General features: G+C 43.0%; 19 protein-coding genes and 1 riboswitch. Of the genes, 15 read left to right on the plus strand and 4 right to left on the minus strand.

What is annotated here, in order from left to right; translation table 11 throughout:
- The first annotated feature begins 85 nt into the window (after positions 1 to 85).
- A complete protein-coding gene (gene rsgA / locus ACTB00_RS04500; RefSeq protein ID WP_463298749.1) occupies positions 86 to 1147 on the plus strand; it encodes a ribosome small subunit-dependent GTPase A in 1062 nt (353 codons plus the stop codon).
- Positions 1148 to 1460: 313 nt separating this feature from the next.
- On the opposite strand, the gene ACTB00_RS04505 is transcribed toward rsgA, so the two are convergent.
- Entirely contained in the window at positions 1461 to 1823 is a 363-nt protein-coding gene (locus ACTB00_RS04505; RefSeq protein WP_463298750.1) for an endonuclease domain-containing protein, read from the minus strand.
- Between the two features lie 471 nt (positions 1824 to 2294).
- On the opposite strand from ACTB00_RS04505, the gene ACTB00_RS04510 reads away from it, so the two are divergent.
- The gene (locus tag ACTB00_RS04510; protein WP_463298751.1) at positions 2295 to 3032 is read left to right on the plus strand and encodes an FRG domain-containing protein; all 738 of its coding nucleotides are present in this window, start codon (positions 2295 to 2297) and stop codon (positions 3030 to 3032) included.
- Positions 3033 to 3393: 361 nt separating this feature from the next.
- On the opposite strand, the gene ACTB00_RS04515 is transcribed toward ACTB00_RS04510, so the two are convergent.
- Positions 3394 to 5592, minus strand: a complete 2199-nt coding sequence (locus ACTB00_RS04515) for a B12-binding domain-containing radical SAM protein (protein ID WP_463298752.1) — start codon at positions 5590 to 5592, stop codon at positions 3394 to 3396.
- A gap of 78 nt (positions 5593 to 5670) precedes the next feature.
- Positions 5671 to 7221, minus strand: coding sequence for a hypothetical protein (locus tag ACTB00_RS04520; protein ID WP_463298753.1), 1551 nt, complete (start codon positions 7219 to 7221; stop codon positions 5671 to 5673).
- Positions 7222 to 7393: 172 nt separating this feature from the next.
- Here ACTB00_RS04520 and ACTB00_RS04525 point away from each other — a divergent pair, with 172 nt between their 5' ends.
- Positions 7394 to 8221, plus strand: coding sequence for an aminotransferase class IV (locus ACTB00_RS04525; RefSeq protein ID WP_463298754.1), 828 nt, complete (start codon positions 7394 to 7396; stop codon positions 8219 to 8221).
- Here ACTB00_RS04525 and ACTB00_RS04530 read toward each other — a convergent pair.
- Positions 8218 to 8376 (minus strand): hypothetical protein, encoded by a 159-nt coding sequence (locus ACTB00_RS04530; protein ID WP_463298755.1) that lies wholly within the window; start codon positions 8374 to 8376, stop codon positions 8218 to 8220. The genes ACTB00_RS04525 and ACTB00_RS04530 overlap by 4 nt on opposite strands.
- Positions 8377 to 8461: 85 nt before the next feature.
- Between ACTB00_RS04530 and ACTB00_RS04535 the strand changes: the two genes are divergently transcribed.
- The 12 genes from ACTB00_RS04535 to ACTB00_RS04590 all read left to right on the plus strand — a co-directional run bounded on the left by ACTB00_RS04535 (position 8462) and on the right by ACTB00_RS04590 (position 19034).
- A complete protein-coding gene (locus ACTB00_RS04535) occupies positions 8462 to 8914 on the plus strand; it encodes a GyrI-like domain-containing protein (RefSeq protein WP_463298756.1) in 453 nt (150 codons plus the stop codon).
- Between the two features lie 141 nt (positions 8915 to 9055).
- Positions 9056 to 9403, plus strand: a complete 348-nt coding sequence (locus ACTB00_RS04540; RefSeq protein WP_463298757.1) for a DUF3795 domain-containing protein — start codon at positions 9056 to 9058, stop codon at positions 9401 to 9403.
- Positions 9404 to 9530: 127 nt separating this feature from the next.
- Positions 9531 to 10484 (plus strand): helix-turn-helix transcriptional regulator, encoded by a 954-nt coding sequence (locus ACTB00_RS04545; RefSeq protein WP_463298758.1) that lies wholly within the window; start codon positions 9531 to 9533, stop codon positions 10482 to 10484.
- Positions 10485 to 10651: 167 nt separating this feature from the next.
- Complete coding sequence (locus ACTB00_RS04550) at positions 10652 to 12271, plus strand: BCCT family transporter (protein WP_463298759.1); 1620 nt, start codon at positions 10652 to 10654, stop codon at positions 12269 to 12271.
- A 23-nt stretch (positions 12272 to 12294) separates the two neighbouring features.
- Complete coding sequence (locus tag ACTB00_RS04555; RefSeq protein ID WP_463298760.1) at positions 12295 to 13215, plus strand: universal stress protein; 921 nt, start codon at positions 12295 to 12297, stop codon at positions 13213 to 13215.
- A gap of 18 nt (positions 13216 to 13233) precedes the next feature.
- Positions 13234 to 14118, plus strand: coding sequence for a glycine betaine ABC transporter substrate-binding protein (locus ACTB00_RS04560; protein WP_463298761.1), 885 nt, complete (start codon positions 13234 to 13236; stop codon positions 14116 to 14118).
- A 45-nt stretch (positions 14119 to 14163) separates the two neighbouring features.
- Positions 14164 to 14511: a DsrE family protein gene (locus ACTB00_RS04565; RefSeq protein ID WP_463298762.1), complete on the plus strand. Its 348-nt coding sequence runs from the start codon at positions 14164 to 14166 to the stop codon at positions 14509 to 14511.
- 349 nt (positions 14512 to 14860) lie between these two features.
- A riboswitch (cobalamin riboswitch) is annotated at positions 14861 to 15061 on the plus strand.
- Positions 15062 to 15141: 80 nt separating this feature from the next.
- Positions 15142 to 15789 carry a Dph6-related ATP pyrophosphatase gene (locus ACTB00_RS04570; RefSeq protein WP_463298763.1) on the plus strand — a complete coding sequence of 216 codons (648 nt, stop codon included), beginning with the start codon at positions 15142 to 15144 and terminating at the stop codon, positions 15787 to 15789.
- 7 nt (positions 15790 to 15796) lie between these two features.
- Positions 15797 to 16612, plus strand: a complete 816-nt coding sequence (locus tag ACTB00_RS04575) for an ABC transporter substrate-binding protein (protein ID WP_463298764.1) — start codon at positions 15797 to 15799, stop codon at positions 16610 to 16612.
- Complete coding sequence (locus ACTB00_RS04580; RefSeq protein WP_463298765.1) at positions 16612 to 17139, plus strand: cob(I)yrinic acid a,c-diamide adenosyltransferase; 528 nt, start codon at positions 16612 to 16614, stop codon at positions 17137 to 17139. The genes ACTB00_RS04575 and ACTB00_RS04580 overlap by 1 nt, the downstream gene beginning before the upstream one ends.
- Positions 17140 to 17206: 67 nt before the next feature.
- Positions 17207 to 18226 (plus strand): FecCD family ABC transporter permease, encoded by a 1020-nt coding sequence (locus ACTB00_RS04585; protein WP_463298766.1) that lies wholly within the window; start codon positions 17207 to 17209, stop codon positions 18224 to 18226.
- A 1-nt stretch (position 18227) separates the two neighbouring features.
- Entirely contained in the window at positions 18228 to 19034 is an 807-nt protein-coding gene (locus tag ACTB00_RS04590; RefSeq protein ID WP_463298767.1) for an ABC transporter ATP-binding protein, read from the plus strand.
- The last annotated feature ends 39 nt before the right edge of the window (positions 19035 to 19073 follow it).

Genomic DNA, 19073 nt, shown 5'->3' on the forward strand with positions numbered 1-19073 from the left:
ATGTCTACACATAATTAGTCGTTTGAACCATGGCGAAGAAAGCATCGTATGCTAATGCCATACGTTCAGCAATATTAAATTCAACATGATGAATAGTTTATCATTATATGGTTGGAGCGAATCGTTGTTTCAACAAAAGCAAGCATCAATTTTCAAGGATCATCTGCACGGGCGGGTTTCAGTTACCCATAAAACCTGCTATGAGGTTGTTTCGGAAGAAGGTTTCTACATCTGTGAGCTGACCGGAAATATGCTTTATGGAAGGGAACATGTCGAATATCCCTGCACTGGAGATTGGGTCATTTTTCAGTTGGTTGATTCAAATAGAGGAATCATCCACGAATTGTTACCCAGAAAAAAAACGCTTTACCGTTTAAAAAGTGGATCGGTATCTGAAAAACAAGCGATTGCCTCGTATGTAGATAAGGCATTTATCGTGCAAAGTATTGACGATAATTTCAATGCACGACGTACTGAACGCTTTATGCTACAAATTGCTGATGAAGATATACAACCTGTGTTAGTGCTGACAAAGTCGGACTTAGCATTTGACAAGGATGAGATCGAAAATGCATTAAAGCACCTATCCGATAAAGCAGCTGTTTTCTTTACCAGCATTTATTCACCGGATAGTATTGAACAATTGCGTGAATTGATATCGCCGGGTGAGACAGCTGTATTTATCGGTTCTTCCGGTGTCGGAAAAAGTACACTGATCAATGCATTATGCGGGCAGGAAATTCTGCAAACAGCAGCTATTAGTGGCTCTACCGGAAAAGGAAAACATACTTCAACGCGTCGCGAGATGATACTAATGGAAGGATCAGGAGTGTTAATAGACACGCCGGGAGTAAAAGTTTTTGGTGTTACAAATGACGATGCCGATACCTTGTCGGAAGTGTTGGATATCGGTCGTTTTGAAGGGCAGTGTCGTTTTCGTGATTGTCAACATATCAACCAAAAAGGTTGCGCTGTGATCGAAGCCATAGAAAATGGCGATATTGACAATGGGGTGTATGAAAATTACCTCAAACTACGAAGAGAAGCATGGCATTATACCACTTCAGTGCAGGAAAAGAGGAAACAAGAGAGATCATTTTCAAAAATGGTTAAAAAAGTAAAAAACAATCCTTTTAGGAAGTACTGATCTTCGTTGAAAGCAAGTAATATTGAGCCTCTGGGTGAAACCACCCGGGGGCTTTGTTGGTTCGCTTACCCATTCTAAAAGAAACGTTCTTTCGTTTTCGGTCTTACTTCTTTTTTCCGATAAATGTTTAGAGTTATAAACAAAACCACCCCGTCAACCGCTTTGCGATTGCCACCCCTCCTCGGCGAGGATGGGAAATTGGCCTGTGGTTAATTTCCGGCAACAAAATAGTCAAGCAAGCTTCGTAGATCTGTCCTCATTTCTCCTCATTTTCAAGGAGGAGTCCGGGCTTTAGTCCGGGAGGTGGTTGTTTTTATTGCTTATTTTTAACTTTCAGAATTTCCTCCACGATATCCTGTGGGTATTCGTATACCCAACGATTTTCAAAGTGGATCACCTGAATTCCTTGGTGGTTAAGAAATGAATCCCTTTCGCGGTCTTTTTCTTCGGAATAGGTACCGGAATGTACTTCTCCATCCAATTCGATGGCGAGTTGCAATTGAGGACAATAAAAGTCAAGAATGTAGTTTCCAATTGAATGCTGCCTTCTGAATTTTAAACCCCCAACTTGTTTGTTTCTAAGAAGCTTCCATAATGTTGCTTCAGCAGCGGTGGAGTGGTTGCGCAGGTTTTTACGATAGCTTCTAAGGGAAGGACGGTTATTGAGCTTGGGCATTTTTTTGATTCAATTTCTGAAAAATTGAAGGAATAAACAAAACCACTCCGTCAACCGCTTTGCGATTGCCACCCCTCCTCGGCCAGAATGGGAAATTGGCCTGTGGTTAATTACCGGCAATAAAATAGTCAAGCAAGCTTCGTGGATCTGTCTCCATTTCTCCTCATTTTCAAGGAGGAGTCCGGACTGTAGTCCGGGAGGTGGTTGTTTTTAATCCGGGCGATTGTTATTTTGAATGAAATTAAATTATAGTCACTAGTATTGCTTGCCTCCCAAAATTGCTAACTTGGGACAGTTAAAAGTAAAATACACGAGTAATGAGCCGAAACGCCACTCCCGCAGAACAACGTTCTGCTCTCCCTCAGGGAAGGCAGAAGTGGAAAAAGCGGGCTGAAGAGTAGGAGGGACAAGTTAGCTTTGGTCGGGACATAGACAAAGGAAAAACGTTAGTGATAGTGATTATTTATGAGCATGAAAGAGTTTAAAGTGAAGTCATTTTCAGAACTGATTCAGATATTTGAACGATTTAAAAATTCGAATACATATGTTTTTAGGGGACAAGCAGATTCCTCATGGAAACTATTACCAAAATCTGGGAGACCTGAGTTTCATAAAAAGTACAGTAAGACACTTCCGGAGAAAGGATTATTTGAGTCTTGGAAACGCTATGCTAAACACTTTTTGACCAAAGAGCCTATAACAGACTGGGATTGGTTGGCTCTTGCTCAGCATTATGGTTTGGCGACAAGGCTTCTTGATTGGACAAAGAATCCTCTAATTGCGGTATATTTTGCGGTGATGGAGAAAGAGGATAAAGATGCGTCCATATTCTGTTACAAGCTTAGAGATAGTAATAATCCAGTTGAAACTAGTCCATTTGACTATTCAGCATTTGGTGTTTTTTTTCCTAGCGGGTTATCTGCTCGAATTTTAAGTCAAAGGGGAATTTTTACTATAAGTGGTACTCCTAATATACCACTTGACAAGGCATTGGAGAATGAGTTAGAAAAGATCGTTGTTAAGAAAGAGTCAAAGGAAGAGATTTTAAGTTCTTTGGACTTCTTTGGGATAAATAGGCTAAGCATTTTTCAAGACTTGACAAGCTTATCCGACTACCTTAATGACTATTTGATATCAGCAGATAAGAAAAGTCTAAAGAGAAATATCGAATTGGAATTATTTTCAAATAATCAGGCACCTATGGGATAATATACAACCGGCGTTCTTCTTGATATGCCCTAACGTAAGCTGCAGTTGGATCGGATTTGGTGCGGAACCGGAAGTGCAAGGTACCTGTCCGCGGGATGATTGTTTTCCGGGCTGAAGATTATCTTTATAGTTCGGCTAGAGATTATACCGGAGAGAAAGGATTTGTATCCACCTACCCCTTGTCTTAGCGCCAGCGGTGACGAGGGGTTATTAGCCAGTCGTTTGTGACGACAATAAACAGACCTATTGCATTGAAGCATTTCTTAATATCTTCCAATCAAAAAATGTCTGCTGATAGCTATTTCATTACCCATCAGAATGGCGTTTATTTTTTGACCTTTATTGTATAATCCTTTACCAATTATAGAATCAGCAAGCCATTTTTTCGCAATCGCATCATGGGTTTGCTATTCCAGAATAAGATAAAATCTTCGTTGGTTTGGGCTTCAAAGCTTGTCTGAAGTTCGTCGAATGTTGGCAGCGTTTCATTTTCAACAGATAGTTTTGGAAGTTGGCCGAAAAGCCATTTCCCTTCCGGTTCTTTGAGCTGGATGGTTAATGCTGCTTTTTTATTCTGAAAGGTCAGCTCTGCCATGGGGTAAACCTGGCTTTTTTTCTTTTTGCTGAAGTAGTTTATGGTAGGTTTTCCTCCCAGCCATAACACAGAAGCGGACGAACTTGTCGGCAGATACTCCTGCGATTCGATGGCTTGTTCAATAAAATTAGGTTTTACAGTGGTGCGTGGCACTTTAAAATCGAACCACGTTTGAAGCGGCATCTCAAAGCCAATCGCATGCATGTAGTTGAACAGCGATTTTTTAAGGCCTTCACTAAAAAGTTCGTGCTTACAACCTGTCGGATCATCGTGAATCAGGTCGTTGTTGGCAAATGAGCCAGCAGTTGTATTTTTGATTTTCACCTTGAACTTTTCGGGATGAAGGCCAACCGGACTGTGAGCGGTCATGGCAAATTGGTGCCAAAAGCCGGATTGAATGACACCTGCCTCGAACAACTGGCGAACCACGTCGAGCGAATCGATCGTTTCCTGCGCTGTTTGCGTTGGGAAACCATACATCAGGTAGGCATGAACCATTATTCCTGCCTGGGTGAAATTATCAGTAACCTTGGCTACTTTACTCAGACTTACTCCTTTGTTAATCATTCCCAGTAGTCGGTCGGAAGCAACTTCCAGCCCACCGGAAACGGCAATGCAGCCTGACTCTTTCAGCAGCAAGCACAGGTCGTAGGTAAAACTTTTCTCGAAACGAATGTTTGTCCACCAAACCACGCTTAACTTTCTGCGAATAATTTCGAGTGCCAGCGCACGCATTAAAGCGGGGGGTGCGGCTTCGTCAACAAAATGAAAGCCAATTTGCCCGGTTTGCTCAATGAGCTGTTCAATGCGGTCGCACAGTGATTTTACGCTGCTGGGCTCGTAGCGCCGGATGTAGTCGAGCGACGTGTCGCAAAAAGTACATCGGCCCCAGTAGCAACCATGAGCCAGCGTTAGCTTGTTCCAGCGTCCATCGCTCCACAGGCGGTGCATGGGGTTCACAATTTCAATCACCGAAAGATAGTTGTCAAGTGGCAGACCGGAATAGTCGGGAGCACCCACATCGGCCTGAAAAATGTCGTTTTCAGTAGCTTCATCGCAATAAATCACCGTGCCACTTTCACACCTGAACGTACGTTTTAACTGATTGGCTTCTCGCTTTCCATCCAAATATTCAAGGAGCAAAAGGGTAGGGGCTTCGCCATCGTCAAGCGTAATAAAGTCGAGGTAATCGAATACGCGCGGATCAGAAATTGAGCGCAATTCGGTATTTGGAAAACCTCCACCCATCACAATTTTAATTTCCGGATAATGCTTTTTAAGCCATTGTCCGCTTTTTAGGGCACTGTATAAATTTCCGGGAAAAGGCACCGAAAAGGCCACAACAGTTGGTTGATATTGTTCTATTTTTTGCTGAAGTAAAGTGGCCAGCAACTGGTCGATAAAACTATCCGGAGCCTGAAGTGATTCGTGCAGTTCGTCAAAGGTATTGGCCGATCGGCCCAGTCGTTCGGCATAACGGCTGAAACCAAAATGAGAATCAACGGCTTCAACAATTAGATCCGACAAGTCTTCGAGGTAAAGGGTTGCCAAATGCTTGGCTTTATCGTGTAAGCCCATGGTTCCAAAAGCCCAGTCGAGGTCTTCGGTATTTGCAAAGCGCGATGCCTCGGGGAGGTAGCATCCATCGCAAATAATATGAGCCAGGGTACTGTTTTTATTCTGAAGCAAGGCAATCACCGGGTCAATTGTTCGGATATATTCAGCACGCATGTCAAAAATACGCTGGCTGTTTTCCGACAACACAGGCTTTTTAGCCTCAATTTTCTGAAAAAGAGCGGTTAACCCTGCACCAGAGAACAACGCTAAAATGACTTCAATTCCTAAATCACATTGATTGGAGTCGATGGAACGAGTATTTAAAAATCCTTTCAAATAAGCTGTTGCAGGATACGGCGTATTCAGCTGTGTAAAAGGCGGTGTGATGAAAAGTATTTTTTGGCTCACTTTCAATAATTATATCGTAAAAGTAATATAAACCATCGAAAGATGAATTTGATGACCCCAAGAGCAACTCAGGCTTATTTATTCTGAAGGGGTGTAAAAGAAGAACTCATCGGTTGATTCTACTTCAATGCTCCCATCCCAGCCATCATCGGCCCAGCCAAATCGTGAAGGGCCACTTCCTCCGCTTCGGCCGTCAGAGCCGTCAGGATTACCATCGCCACCGTCTCCTCGGCGGCCGCCATCACCACCATCACCATTTTTTCCTCCCGGTCCGCCGTTGCTGGATGCACTAATCAGATTTTGATAGGGGCGGGCATCGTCAGTAAAAAATAAGGAAATATGGCCACCATAGCCACCGCCACCGGCAAAACCACCGGCACCTCCCCAGCCGCCATCGCCACCATCTTCACCAGGCCCCTGATGCCTGATTTTAATCTCAAATTCTTCTTCGACGTCTTTATAAACGATCACTTCAATTTCCTTTTCAACTTCAACCTCTTCTTGTTCTCCATCGCTATTGGTAATTGTTTTGGTTTCGGTTACAGTGCGTTTTTCGGTAAATGGCTTGCTAACGGTTCTTTTTTCTATGCGTTTTTCAAACCATATTTCTCCGTCGCGGCCATCGCCACCGTCCCCACCATCACCGCCATCCCCACCATCGCCTCCCCGTCCGCCTGTTGAGCTTACGGAAAGCCGTCCACCATCAGGATTAATCAAATAGCGATAATCCTTCCCGGTCCAGAGGTTTTCGGCATACACATAAAGTAGCGGTTCATTTAAAATTGAATCATGATAAAGGTCGACCCAAACACCAATATCGGGGCCGTTTTCGCCGTACTCACCATTCCTTCCATTTCCACCATAACCGCCATGATAACCTGCTGACCCGTCGGAACCATCACTTCCATTATGCCCGGAATAGCCAGATCGTCCATACAAATTTAATCTGTAGTCGTGTTTGTAATCCAGCAAGATTGAAAAGGTATCGGATACGGCTTGGTTCGTTTTTGAATTCACAACTAAACCAACCCGGTGATTATTGATGTTTCGAAAATCGGGGTCGATTGTGAATTTCCCATTATCCCAATCACCACCCTGGGGGATAAATAAGAAATTATCGGCTTCCTTTTTTCTTCTCAACTTGTCATAAATTTGAACCACTTTGTTGTTGAATAGCGAAACGACTTCTCCATCAAATCGACATCCGGGTGCTTTGTCAAAAGAAGTTGTAGGTTGAAAAGCAATAGCTGTTTCATAATTGAGCGGAACGAACACTTTCCTTTTTAGCTTGGGCTGTCGTCGTGGGTAGGCTTCAATACTGATGTATTTTCCTATCGATGGTTTGAGTTGTTCGTTAACCGTTATTCGTCCACCAAAATCAGTTCCTCCAACAACCTCAACTTTATATTTCCACCAGAGTGTGCGACCTCCGGGCATGCCAAATGTTTTCCGAATTTTTCCGTTTCGTTTATAGGCAATTATGCCTATTTTGAATGTTTCGCCAGGAAGGATGAGTTGATCTTGATCAATTACTAGTTGAATGGAATCTAGTCTAGCTGCTAAAGCCGGGTGCTTTTGGGCTGTAAAAAAGCAGATAAGCAAGAATAGTATGAAGAACCAGTTTTTCATAGGGCTGGGGCTTTAAAGTGTCATTACTCAGCATTTCAAAAACCGTTCCCTTTTTAACGATCGTTCAGAAAGATATTGTTAAACATAGATCGAGAGAGTGACTGCTATTTTCATTTCTGTTGGAACCGTCAAAAAAGCGTTGTAATTTGGGGTGCAGTAAATTTTAAAAATTATGATTGGATTTGATAACGGTGTTTTTAGAGAGTTAGCAGAAATCAGTATTCCCATTACGAGTCTTTCGATTAATCGCAGCTATGGCGCTTTTGAGTTTTTAGAGGTGATTAACGGGAAGCCTTTTTATGGTGATCGACATCTCAAGCGTTTTTTAAAAACAATGGCAATATTAAAGTTGACCACCAAGTTTGATGATCAATTGAAATGGATATTAGATGAATTAATTGAACGAAATAAGCTGACTAGTAGTTTTGTAAAGCTGTTTGTTTTACCTCATGAAGTAAAATTCGACGGAATTTGCCAGGCGGCACTCTATGTTTTCCCAACTCAAATGCCGGATTATCCAACTTCATTTTATACTGATGGGGTTCGTTTGGTGATGAAACAATATCATCGTTTTCTACCGGAAGCAAAATCGACCAACTATTTAGCCGGGCAGTATTGGATGAATGAGCAAACCGATCAACGGGTGACCGATATCTTATTTCACAATGGAGAAACCGTGCAGGAAACTTCGCGCGGCAATGTGTTTGCCGTTAAAAATGGCAACGTTATTACACCCTCAAAAAATGTATTGGATGGTGTTACCCGCCGTGTGGTGATTGAACTGCTGAAGGAACAAGGTATTCCTTTTAAGGAAACTGAACTCCCCATTGAGACACTGTTGACAGCGGATGAAGTGTTTTTGGCAAGCACCACCAAGCACATCATGCCTGTTACAACGATTGATGACCGTACGATTGCGGATGGCAAACCGGGTAAGTTTACTCAAAAAGTGATGCAGGCGTTTCAGCATCACTTTAGGAATTATGGGATGCATGGCTAGCTATTTTCCAGGTTCTCCAGCACTTCCTTTTTGTAGCTGCGACTAATGGGAATAACCTTTCGACCAATATTGATATACTGGGTTTTCTTCATTTTGTAAAACCCTGCTGACATACTGTTGTCACTTGCTGCCGTTTTCTTTGTGGAAGTAAACATGAATAATTTTCAGAAATCATGAAACGACAAGTGTCTATTCGTATTCTACTTCTCGTTTCTTTTTATTAATCAATCCTCAAATGCCATGGAGAAAAAAACGATCGAAAAGCAAACTGTACTGATGTATTCAACGACAACAACACTAGCAACACTTATGAGTGATGCGGGAGAAATTCCAACGGAAATTGAATCGAAAGCTCGTGAATTGGGACTTGAAATTACTGCACCCCCGGTTTGGCAGTATGTTGGCGTAGACGGAAAACCGGATACCCGATTTAACATGGATATCTGTTTGCCGGTAAATGGAGCGAAGGGAAATGCGGGCAAGTTTCGTTTTGTAGAGCTTCCTGAAATCAACTGCATTTCCGAAATCCATAAAGGTAGTTGGTATAAATTGGGCAACACTTATAATCAGGTTTTTGGTGAGATGAGTCGCAAAGGAATTGTTCCAGCCGGAGCAAGTAGGGAAGTGTATCATGCCTGCGATTTTGAAAATGAAGCCAATAATGTAACGGAAATTCAGGTGATTATTCAATGAGAATTGTTTAGTCGATGAACCGTCTTTGCGAGTGAAACGAAGCAATCTGTAGAAATGATTATCAACAGATTGCTTCGTCATACCTTCTCGTAATGGCGGTTTTGTTTTTGTAACTTAGTGCAACTTTTAAATCCACGAGACATGAACACTTTATCACAAGCCAATCTTCAGTTGGTTTCCAAATGCGGGCTGTATTGCGGAAACTGCAAAAAGTATATGAGTAACAAATGCGGTGGTTGCGAAGCCAATGAAAAGGCAAGTTGGTGTAAAGTCCGCGCTTGCTGTATGGAAAATGGCTATGATTCCTGTGCCGATTGCACCACAACCAATCCACGCGAGTGCAAGAAGTTTAACAATTTTATCTCCTCATTTTTCGAGCTTTTCTTTCGCTCCGATCGCAAGGCCTCCATCGAATTCATCCGGGAAAATGGGCGCAAATCGTTCATCCATTTAATGATTGATGAGAAACGGATGGCCATTAAAAAATAGAAGCTATAAGTTGCAAGCTTCAAGCCTCAGGCGGGCAAGTAGTCTTTGCCATTTCCTTGTATCTTGAAGCTTTTTACTATTTTGCACTCGTGTACTTCGAACTTATGAACTTTGTACTTATTGAACCATGAACCGCACCGATCGTCTCAATGCCATATTGATTCAGCTGCAAAGCAAGCGTGTTGTAAAGGCGCAGGAAATTGCTGGCCGCTTTGAGATTAGCTTGCGAACCGTGTATCGCGATATTCGTGCGTTGGAGGAAGCGGGTGTTCCTATTGGAGCCGAAGCCGGAGTGGGGTACTTTTTACAGGAGAGTTATCATTTGCCTCCGGTCATGTTTACCAGCGATGAAGCTTCTGCCTTGTTGTTTGGCGAAAAGCTGGTTGGGAAAATGAGTGATGAAAAGATTAAGTCAGATTTCTGCTCAGCGCTATACAAGGTAAAGGCTATTCTGAAGCCTTCGGAAAAGGATTACCTTGAGAAACTGCACGAGCACGTGGAAGTTTATAATTACCATTCGATGGGCGACCGTTTTCGTTTACTTTATCTGAACGAGATTCAGCAAGCACTGGTAAATAAGCAAGTGCTTCAAATTAAGTATGAATCGAAGCATGCCGAAGAAGCGGTTTTGCGCAGAGTAGAACCCATTGGCTTGTGCAATTACAGCTCGCGCTGGCATTTGCTGGCCTGGTGCCAGTTGCGAAAAGACTACCGCGACTTTCGGCTCGACCGTATTGCAGACTTGCGATTGACTTCAGAAAACTTCAAAGGGAAACAACACGTAAGCATTAGTCAGTACATGGCGCAAAATGCTATGATCACATCCGAAGCTAATATTACGCTGTTAGTTTCCAAGTCCAGGCAAAAGTTGATTGATGAGTCGAAATACTGGTATGGATTTCTTGCCGAAGAAGATTTAGGAGATCGGGTTCGCATGCAATTTTCAAACAGCGATTTGCGTGGATTTGCTATTTGGATGCTGAATACCGGGAGCCATGCCCAGGTGGAATTTCCATTGGAATTGCAGGAAATCGTCACCGGTTACGTGAATGATATGATTAAAACGTACAGAAAAGATTGATTTTTTAGTTTAAGTTAGCTTTACCATTTGCTTGGCAACTATTTGTTAACTAGTGTTTAAGGTTGTTGATTTTAAATCATTTTTGTAATAGCCCTTCAATTTTCCTATCTTAACGGTTAATCCAAAGAGAAACGATCTTCTGATAACGTAAATTTAAAAACTTCAACATGGCAGAAAAAGAAGAAGAGTACGAGATCAATCCTGAGTTAAAATCCACCAAAAAATATTTTGATGTTGACGGCCCTGTTTTTTGGCCATCGGCTATTGTCGTTGTTCTCTTTATTGCTGTTACTCTAATTGTAGGAGAACCGATGGCAGAAATCTTTAGTACGATTCAAAATTCAATCTCGGAGGGCGGTGGTTGGTTTTTTGTGTTGGCTGTAAATTTCTTTCTGGTATTTGTGCTCTACATTGCTTTTAGCAAGTACGGTAAAATTAAACTGGGTGGTCGACAAGCCAAGCCTGAGTTTTCCAAAGGAGCCTGGTTCGCTATGCTATTCAGTGCCGGAATGGGTATTGGTATTTTGTTCTGGAGTGTGGGTGAACCCATGAATCATTTTATCAATTCTCCTACTTCAGAAGACCAAACCGTTGAGGCTGCCCGTACGGCCATGGAATTGACCTTTTTGCATTGGGGACTGCATGCCTGGGGAATTTATGCTTTAGTAGGAATGGCCTTGGCTTTCTTTACCTTTAATCGCGGATTGCCACTCACCATTAGCTCCGTTTTTTATCCGCTGCTTGGTAAAAGAGTAAACGGACCGATTGGTAAAATCATCAATGTGATGGCGGTAGTTGCTACCTTATTCGGATTAGCCACCTCACTCGGAATGGGAGTTCAACAAGTGAGTGCCGGATTGGCTCACCTGTTCAACCTGCCTGATACCATCAACACCCAGGTGATTTTAATTACGCTGATTACGCTTGCTGCAACAGGTTCGGTTGTTGCGGGCTTGAGCTCCGGGGTGAAGCGCCTGAGTGAAATTAATATTGTATTGGCAGGATTATTTCTGGTATTCATCATTATTGTCGGACCAACTTTATTCATCGTCGACTCGTTTGTGCAAAACCTTGGAAGTTACGTACAAAACTTTTTTGAGCTAAGCTTTTGGACGGAAACCTATCAGCAGTCAGATTGGCAAAATAGTTGGACCGTTTTCTACTGGGCGTGGTGGGTGAGCTGGTCGCCCTTTGTAGGGATGTTTATTGCCCGTATTTCGCGTGGTCGTAGCTTAAAAGAATTTGTACTAGGCGTTCTCATTGTACCCACCTTGCTGACCTTTTTATGGTTGTCAGCTTTTGGTGGAAGTGCCATGTTTTTGGAACTAAACGGGCTTGCCGATATTGCCGGAGCTGCAAAAGAAAATGTGGCAACTTCGCTGTACGTGCTTTTGGAGCAATTTCCGATTTCATCGGTGACCTCATTGGTGGGAGTCATTCTGGTGACCAGCTTTTTTGTTACCAGTTCCGACTCCGGTTCTCTGGTTGTCGACAGCTTGACGGCGGGAGGAAAGTTGGATGCACCGGTAGCTCAACGCATATTTTGGGCGCTAACCGAAGGAGCTATTGCTGCTGTGTTGTTGTTGGGCGGAGGATTGCAAGCATTGCAAACAGCTGCTATTACAACAGGCTTACCTTTTGCCATCATTCTCATTATTATTGCCTGGAGTTTACTAAAAGGGCTGCGTGGCGAGCATCTTGAAATGATGGAGCGAGTGCGGGAACGGGAGCATAAGGATTATCAGAAGATTGTTGCTGACATTCTGAAAAAAAGAGAATCGAAATAAAGTTCACCATAAAACAAAATACAATGGATAAATTAGATAACATTATGGTTTGCATGGACCTGACGGAAATGGATGATTTCTTGATCAGCTATGCCAGTTACCTGGTTGAACAAACCGACGCAAAAAAGATATATTTCCTTCACTTGTTGCAAAATTACGATTTGCCAGCAGAAATTTTGAGTGAATTTCCTGATCTGAAACGGCCAATCAGCAAGGTGTTACAGGAAGAATTGGAGGAAAACGTAGCCAAGAATTTTTCGCATCAAGAAAGTATTGAAACAGAGGTGGTGGTAGAAGAAGGCATCAAATCGGACACCTTGCTGCAATTTACCCGCGAGCACAAAATCAACCTCACAGTGTTTGGAAAAAAAGTGGGTTATCAGGGGTCAGGTGCTTTGCCTCGCCGGGTGATGCCTTTAACGCCTTCGTCGATAATACTGGTCAGTGAAACAGTGTTTCCCAAGATTGAGAAGATTCTGGTGCGGATCGATTTTTCCAAGATGTCGGAAATTGCTATGAAGACAGCTATTCAGCTTTCTGAATATACCGGGGCACAGTTAATTGCGCTTCATGCCTACAGAATTCCAATCAGCCATTTTCCACAGTATTCACACGATGACGAAAAGCGCCTGCAGCAAAAAATGACTAAACATAGTGAGAAAGAATACGAAAAATTCATGAAAAAACTGAAGCTCGATCCGAAAGCCATTCCCTGTGCATTTCTGTATGACCGGAATTACCAGGAGGCGCAGTTGCTTTATCACTATGGCTTGAAAAATCATGCTGACCTGATTATGATCGGATCCAAAATTAAGTCGGAACTGGCCAACGTGATTCTTGACCGAACGTCGGAAGAATTGGCAGAGGTAGAAAAAAATATCCCCGTACTGATCGTGAAGGATCGTAAGCAAACTCTTGGATTTCTGGAAGCTTTATTTGATTAACCGAAAAAAACCAAATGTATGATCCGTAAAACAAAGAATAGTCTTATCGCATGCTGTGTGTTGTTAATGTTGGCTGCTTGTACTTCGCAATCAGGCAATCAAAAGAGTGAAGACCTGACAGTAAAACTGGTTTATACTGACTGGTCGGAAGCGGTGGCTTTAACGAACCTGGCGAAAATTTTACTTGAAGAACAGATGGATATCGAGGTTGAAGCGAAACTCACAGACGTGGAAGAAGCCTATGCAGAAGTGGCCAGTGGAAAATCCGATGTGTTTGCCGATGCCTGGTTACCCGAAACTCATCGTGGCTATCTGGAAACGTATACCGGAAAGATTGAAATGCTGGGAATTATTTATCCGCATGCCCGAACAGGTCTGGTTGTTCCGGACTATAGCCAATACCAATCGATTAATGATTTGAAAGGTACTAGCGTATCAATCATTGGAATTGATTCCGGAGCTGGTATCATGGCTCAGGCACGCCACGCGATTGAGCAATATGAACTGGAGGGTGTTGAGCTGAAAGACTTGTCGGAGCAGGAAATGACAGATCAATTTGCGGAGGCTTTTAAGCGCCGCGAAGAGATAGTCATTACGGGGTGGGAGCCTCATTGGTTGTTTGATCGTTTCGAGGTGCGCTTTCTGAATGATCCGCGGTCGGTATTCGGTATTCAGGAGAATATCTATGCGATCGGAACCAGCGGGCTCGAGGAGCGATTACCTCATGTGGTGCGCTTTTTCGAACGTATGCAGCTTTCTGAACAGCAAATCAACAGTCTCATCTATTATATGAATAGTGAAGCAGATCCGGAAGATGGCGTGCGCGAATGGATGCACAAAAATGAATACATCGTCAATCAATGGGTGAAAGATTTAAAACCCGAACGCAAAAAGATTATGTAATGGCTTGAAAATCGTGGATGAGCACATACCTTTGCTCAAAAACGGATGAAAACATTTAAAAATATATTACTTCAGTTTACCAAGTGGGGTATGGGGTCAGGCGGTGCTGAACTAGGACTTTTGCTGGTTAAGAATTACCTCACCCTATTAAACGAAGAAGAGGTTTTGCCCAAGGTAATGGTGTTTTACAATGAAGGAGTGAAGCTTATCTGTTCTGACTCTCCCGTTGTTGAACAGCTTCAGTTATTGGAAATGCGTGGTGTAAAATTATTGGCGTGCAAAACCTGCTTAAATCATTTTGGACTTTTGGACAAAATGGAAGTCGGTATTGCGGGTACCATGATGGATATTATTGAATTGCAGAAAGCGGCTGATAAAGTGATTACCTTATAAAGGGTTTGAAGAGCCTTCTTTGGTGCGCGAGGATCCGATCTTTTTGACAGATTCCCTCACACAGCGAAGTTCCGGTTTATAAAGATGACCTGATAGTTTAGAAAAATAGCTGCTCATTTTGTTCTGTACCTGTTTTGTTAATACTTTCGTCATAAAGCTGCTTGTTTGTGTTGTTATTGTTTTTTGTCAATTACAAAAATAACATTTTAACCAGCTTTCCTCATCTTTAAAACTTCTGAATCCCACGAAAATACTCACTCTATAGAACTATTCCTTCCAATTTTTGGGAGATGGTCAATTCATTTTAAGCGCTTTAATTCAAATTGTACTGTTGCCAAATAATTTTTTACTTTTGCGTTGTTGTGGTGGTTAGCTTTCCGATTATCGGGAAGTGCCTTAATAAGGGAATCCGGTGTAAATCCGGAGCAGTCCCCGCTGCTGTAAGCCTTGCAAAATCTTTTTGAACCGCAGCCACTGTCTGCTATTGACGGACGGGAAGGCATCAAAAAGGGAGGTGAGCCAGAAGACCTGCCAGCAACAGTTTGTTTAACCGGATCTTCGGGAAAAAAAGATCGTCGGGAACGCTGTTCCTGCCAATTCAATTTCTCTGAGGCTAAATAATTAGCTGTAATGAATGTATTTTTCTCATGGAGTGGGGGTAAGGATTGTATGTTAGCCTTACACCGCACACTTCAAAATGGTGAACACCGTTTGCTTGCTTTACTTAACATGTGTGATCGCGACACCAATTTTTCAAGGTCGCATGGACTGAAAAAAGAGCTGCTTCAGCGACAAGCCGAAGCGATGAATGTTCGTCTGGTTCAGAGAGGTACCAGCCGTGGCGAGTCCGAAAGAGACTTTAAACTTGCGATTGCAGAGTTGAAAAAAGAAGGCCTTGAAGCCGGAGTATTTGGCGACATCTACCTGATGGAACACCGCAGCTGGATTGAACGTGTTTGTTCGGAGATGGGTATTCAAGCCATCTTCCCGCTATGGGGCGATTCGACCGATCTGCTGGCTACTGAATTGGTCGATGCTGGGTTTGAACCGCTGGTCGTCTCTGTTCATGCCGATCATCTGGAACAGAATTTTTTAGGCCGCACCTTCAACCACGAAATGGTTAACGATTTACAACAACTGGATGGCATTGATATTTGTGCTGAAAATGGAGAATTTCACAGTTTTGTTGTCAATGGACCGGTTTTTAAACACCCGGTCGCCTATGAAAAAGGTGAGGTGTATTTTAAAGATAAACATTGGTTTCTGGAATTAAACTAGCACACAAATGAAAAAAAGAATACTAAGTTCCCTGTTATTTATTTTGGTGGTTTTCAGCGTTTCGGCGCAGACACCTCAGCGCATTATTTCATTGGCACCGTCGCTCACCAAAAACCTGTATCTATTGGATGCTGAAGACCTGTTGGTTGGCTGTACCAGCTATTGCACCTTACAAAGTGGAACCGATGCCGAGGTGGTAGCATCGGCTGTTCAGGTAAATTACGAAAAGGCAGTCATGCTAAAACCAGATATGGTAATCACCACATCGCTGACCAAGCCAAAAACAATTGACACCTTCCGAAAGCTGGGGGTTAAAGTGCTTGAATTTCCAACCCCAAAGTCGTTTAGTGAAATTTGCGATCAGTTTATTGAGTTGGGTGCAACAATTGGGAAGAAATCGTTGGCAGAAGAAATCATTACCAATGCCAAGAGTCGGATGAAAACGATTCAGGCAAAAGTTCCTGCGGGTCAGTACAAACAGAAAATTTTCATCCAAATTGGAGCCAACCCGCTGTTTGGTGTTGTTCCGAATACCTTTATGAATGACTTTGTGCGCTTTTCGGGAACGGAGAATATCGCTTCGGATATGACGGTTGGCAGTATTAATCGCGAAACTGTTTTGGTGCGCAATCCTGATGTGATTATTGTGGTGCTGATGGGCTCGCTGGGAGCTGAAGAAAAGGATCGTTGGGAGGAGTTTAGCTCATTAAGCGCAGTAAAGAAAAAACAGGTTTTTGTAGTGAATGCCGATAAAACCTGTAGCCCAACACCCTTATCTTTTGTTGAGGCACTGGATGAAATCATCACCTTAATTTACAAGTAATGAAACGAGGACTAGTACATATTTATACTGGCACCGGCAAGGGCAAAACAACGGCTTCGGTAGGATTGGCGACACGAGCATTGGGGCAGGGATTAAAAGTGGTTTATGCACATTTTATGAAACGACCTGAGTTGTATGGCTATCACGAAATTGACAGTCTGAAAAAGTTAGGCGCAACCGTACTTGGCTTTACCGATGGACATCCGAACTTCAACAAAGAAGTGACTCCCGAACAGCTGAAGGAGCAGGTTGCTGAGGCCTTGGTATTTTTAACAGGGCTTTGTCAGTCGTCAGCATTCGACCTGATGATTCTGGATGAAATCATCATTTGTGTTCGCGATGGATTTTTGGATGAGCAGGATCTGATTAACTTTATCGATTCGAAACCGGAAACAATGGAGTTGGTGTTGACTGGGCGTGGTGTAACTCCCGGATTGATTGAAAAGGCCAATTATGTGTCAGAAATTAACAAGATAAAACATCCTTTTGATGAGGGAATTCCCAGTCGGAAAGGGATCGAATTTTAAAAGAAGTGCGTAAGTACAAAGTGGAAATTCCGGACTTATGTACCTGATGAACGAAATAGAATAAACATTGCTTGCTCAAACAAAATATATAAAATGGACCATCGCGTTGGCTGCAATGCTGGTTATTCTGCTGGTTTCAGCTGGCATTGGCTTATCGGTTGGTGAGTTGAAGCTTGGTTTGATGGATGTTTTTCGTTTGCTGGCTAAAGGGGCTGACGACGGAAGTATGGAATACATGCTGATCTCCAAAATCAGGTTGCCTCGTGTAATCCTTGGGATAGCTGTTGGCGGAGCATTGAGTCTGGCGGGAGTCATTCTACAGGGAATTTATCGCAACCCGTTGGTGGAGCCTTTTACGTTGGGGATTTCCGGCGGTGCGTCCTTGGGTGTGGCTTTTACCATTGTGTTTGGCTTGCACATTTCATTGGGCTCATTCATGCTACCACTATCTGGTTTTGTTGGTGCTTTTGTCATTATCTTTTTGGTGTACACACTGAGTTCACGCAATGGGAATATCAACATCCAAAATATGCTGCTGACCGGAGTAATGGTTAGTTTTATAGCTTCATCCGCAATGATGTTTTTAATGGCAACGACCAGCTCCGACAATTTGCATGGCATCGTTTTTTGGATTATGGGTTCGTTGGATGAGCCGGATACCGGATTGATCAAACTGACCTTGTTTGCCAGCCTGCTGGTATTGGTTATTTCCTACCTGTTTGTACAACCGCTAAATGCCCTTCGTTTGGGCGAAGAAAAAGCCATGCACCTGGGATTTAATACCAATGTGGTCATTCGGGTGTTGTTTGTAATGGCTTCGTTGCTGGCGGGTATTTGTGTGTCGGTAGCGGGTGTCATTGGCTTTGTGGGCTTAATTATTCCACATGTATTGCGTCTGCTGTTTGGCTCCGATTACCGGTTTCTGTTGGTCGGATCATTTTTACTTGGCGGCATCTTTCTGGTGCTGTCAGATGTCGTTGCCCGTACCATTATTTCACCCAATGAGTTGCCAATTGGTGTGATTACCGGAATTATTGGCGGCGTGGTTTTCTTGTTGTTAATGAGTCAGAACCGAAAGAAAAGCTAGCATGAGCGAATCCTTTTTCCATATCGATAATTTTTCATGCGGCTATCCCTCATTTAAGCTGAGTGGAATTAGCTTGAGCCTGGAGAAAGGGTCGTTCAGTGGGATCATTGGGCCCAATGGGTCGGGTAAAACCACCTTGTTTCGGGGAGTAACCAGTTCTATTGCAACCTTGGAAGGCTCGGTTTATCTGAAAGGGAAAAACCTCCAAAAGCTTTCGCTAAAAGAGCGAGCCCAAAACATCGCCATCGTTAGTCAGTTTGTTGATCTCGATCAAATGAGTGTGGAGGACTATGTGTTGATGGGCCGCATGCCGTATCAGAACCGTTTTCAGTTTTTCGAATCGAAAGACGATTTAGAAAAGGCACGCAATTACATGCAGCTTACCGATGTGCTGAAGCATAAAGACAAACTGATAACTGAATTGAGTGGAGGCGAGCAGCAACGGGCAGCTATTGCCCGAGCTTTAACACAAGAGCCCGAACTGCTCCTGTTGGATGAGCCAACTTCGCATTTGGACATCACGCATCAGGTGCGCATTTTGGATCTGCTGCATCGGTTGAATCAGGAAATGGGACTGACCGTTCTGATGGTGATTCATGATCTCAACCTGGCTTCGGAATATTGCGATCAATTGATTCTGTTCAAAGAAGGACAACTATTCACTCAAGGCACACCAGAGGAAGTGCTGACTTTTGATACGATTGAAAAAGTTTACAACACGCCGGTAATCACTCGCACAAACCCCTACTCCAATAAACCGGTTATCTTTTTGGTGAGCGAAAAGATGATGAAGAAATCCAAGCAATGATCAAAATTGCATGATCAACTGTTTCAATTGCAAACGAAG

The sequence above is a fragment of the Sunxiuqinia sp. genome (assembly GCF_055140945.1).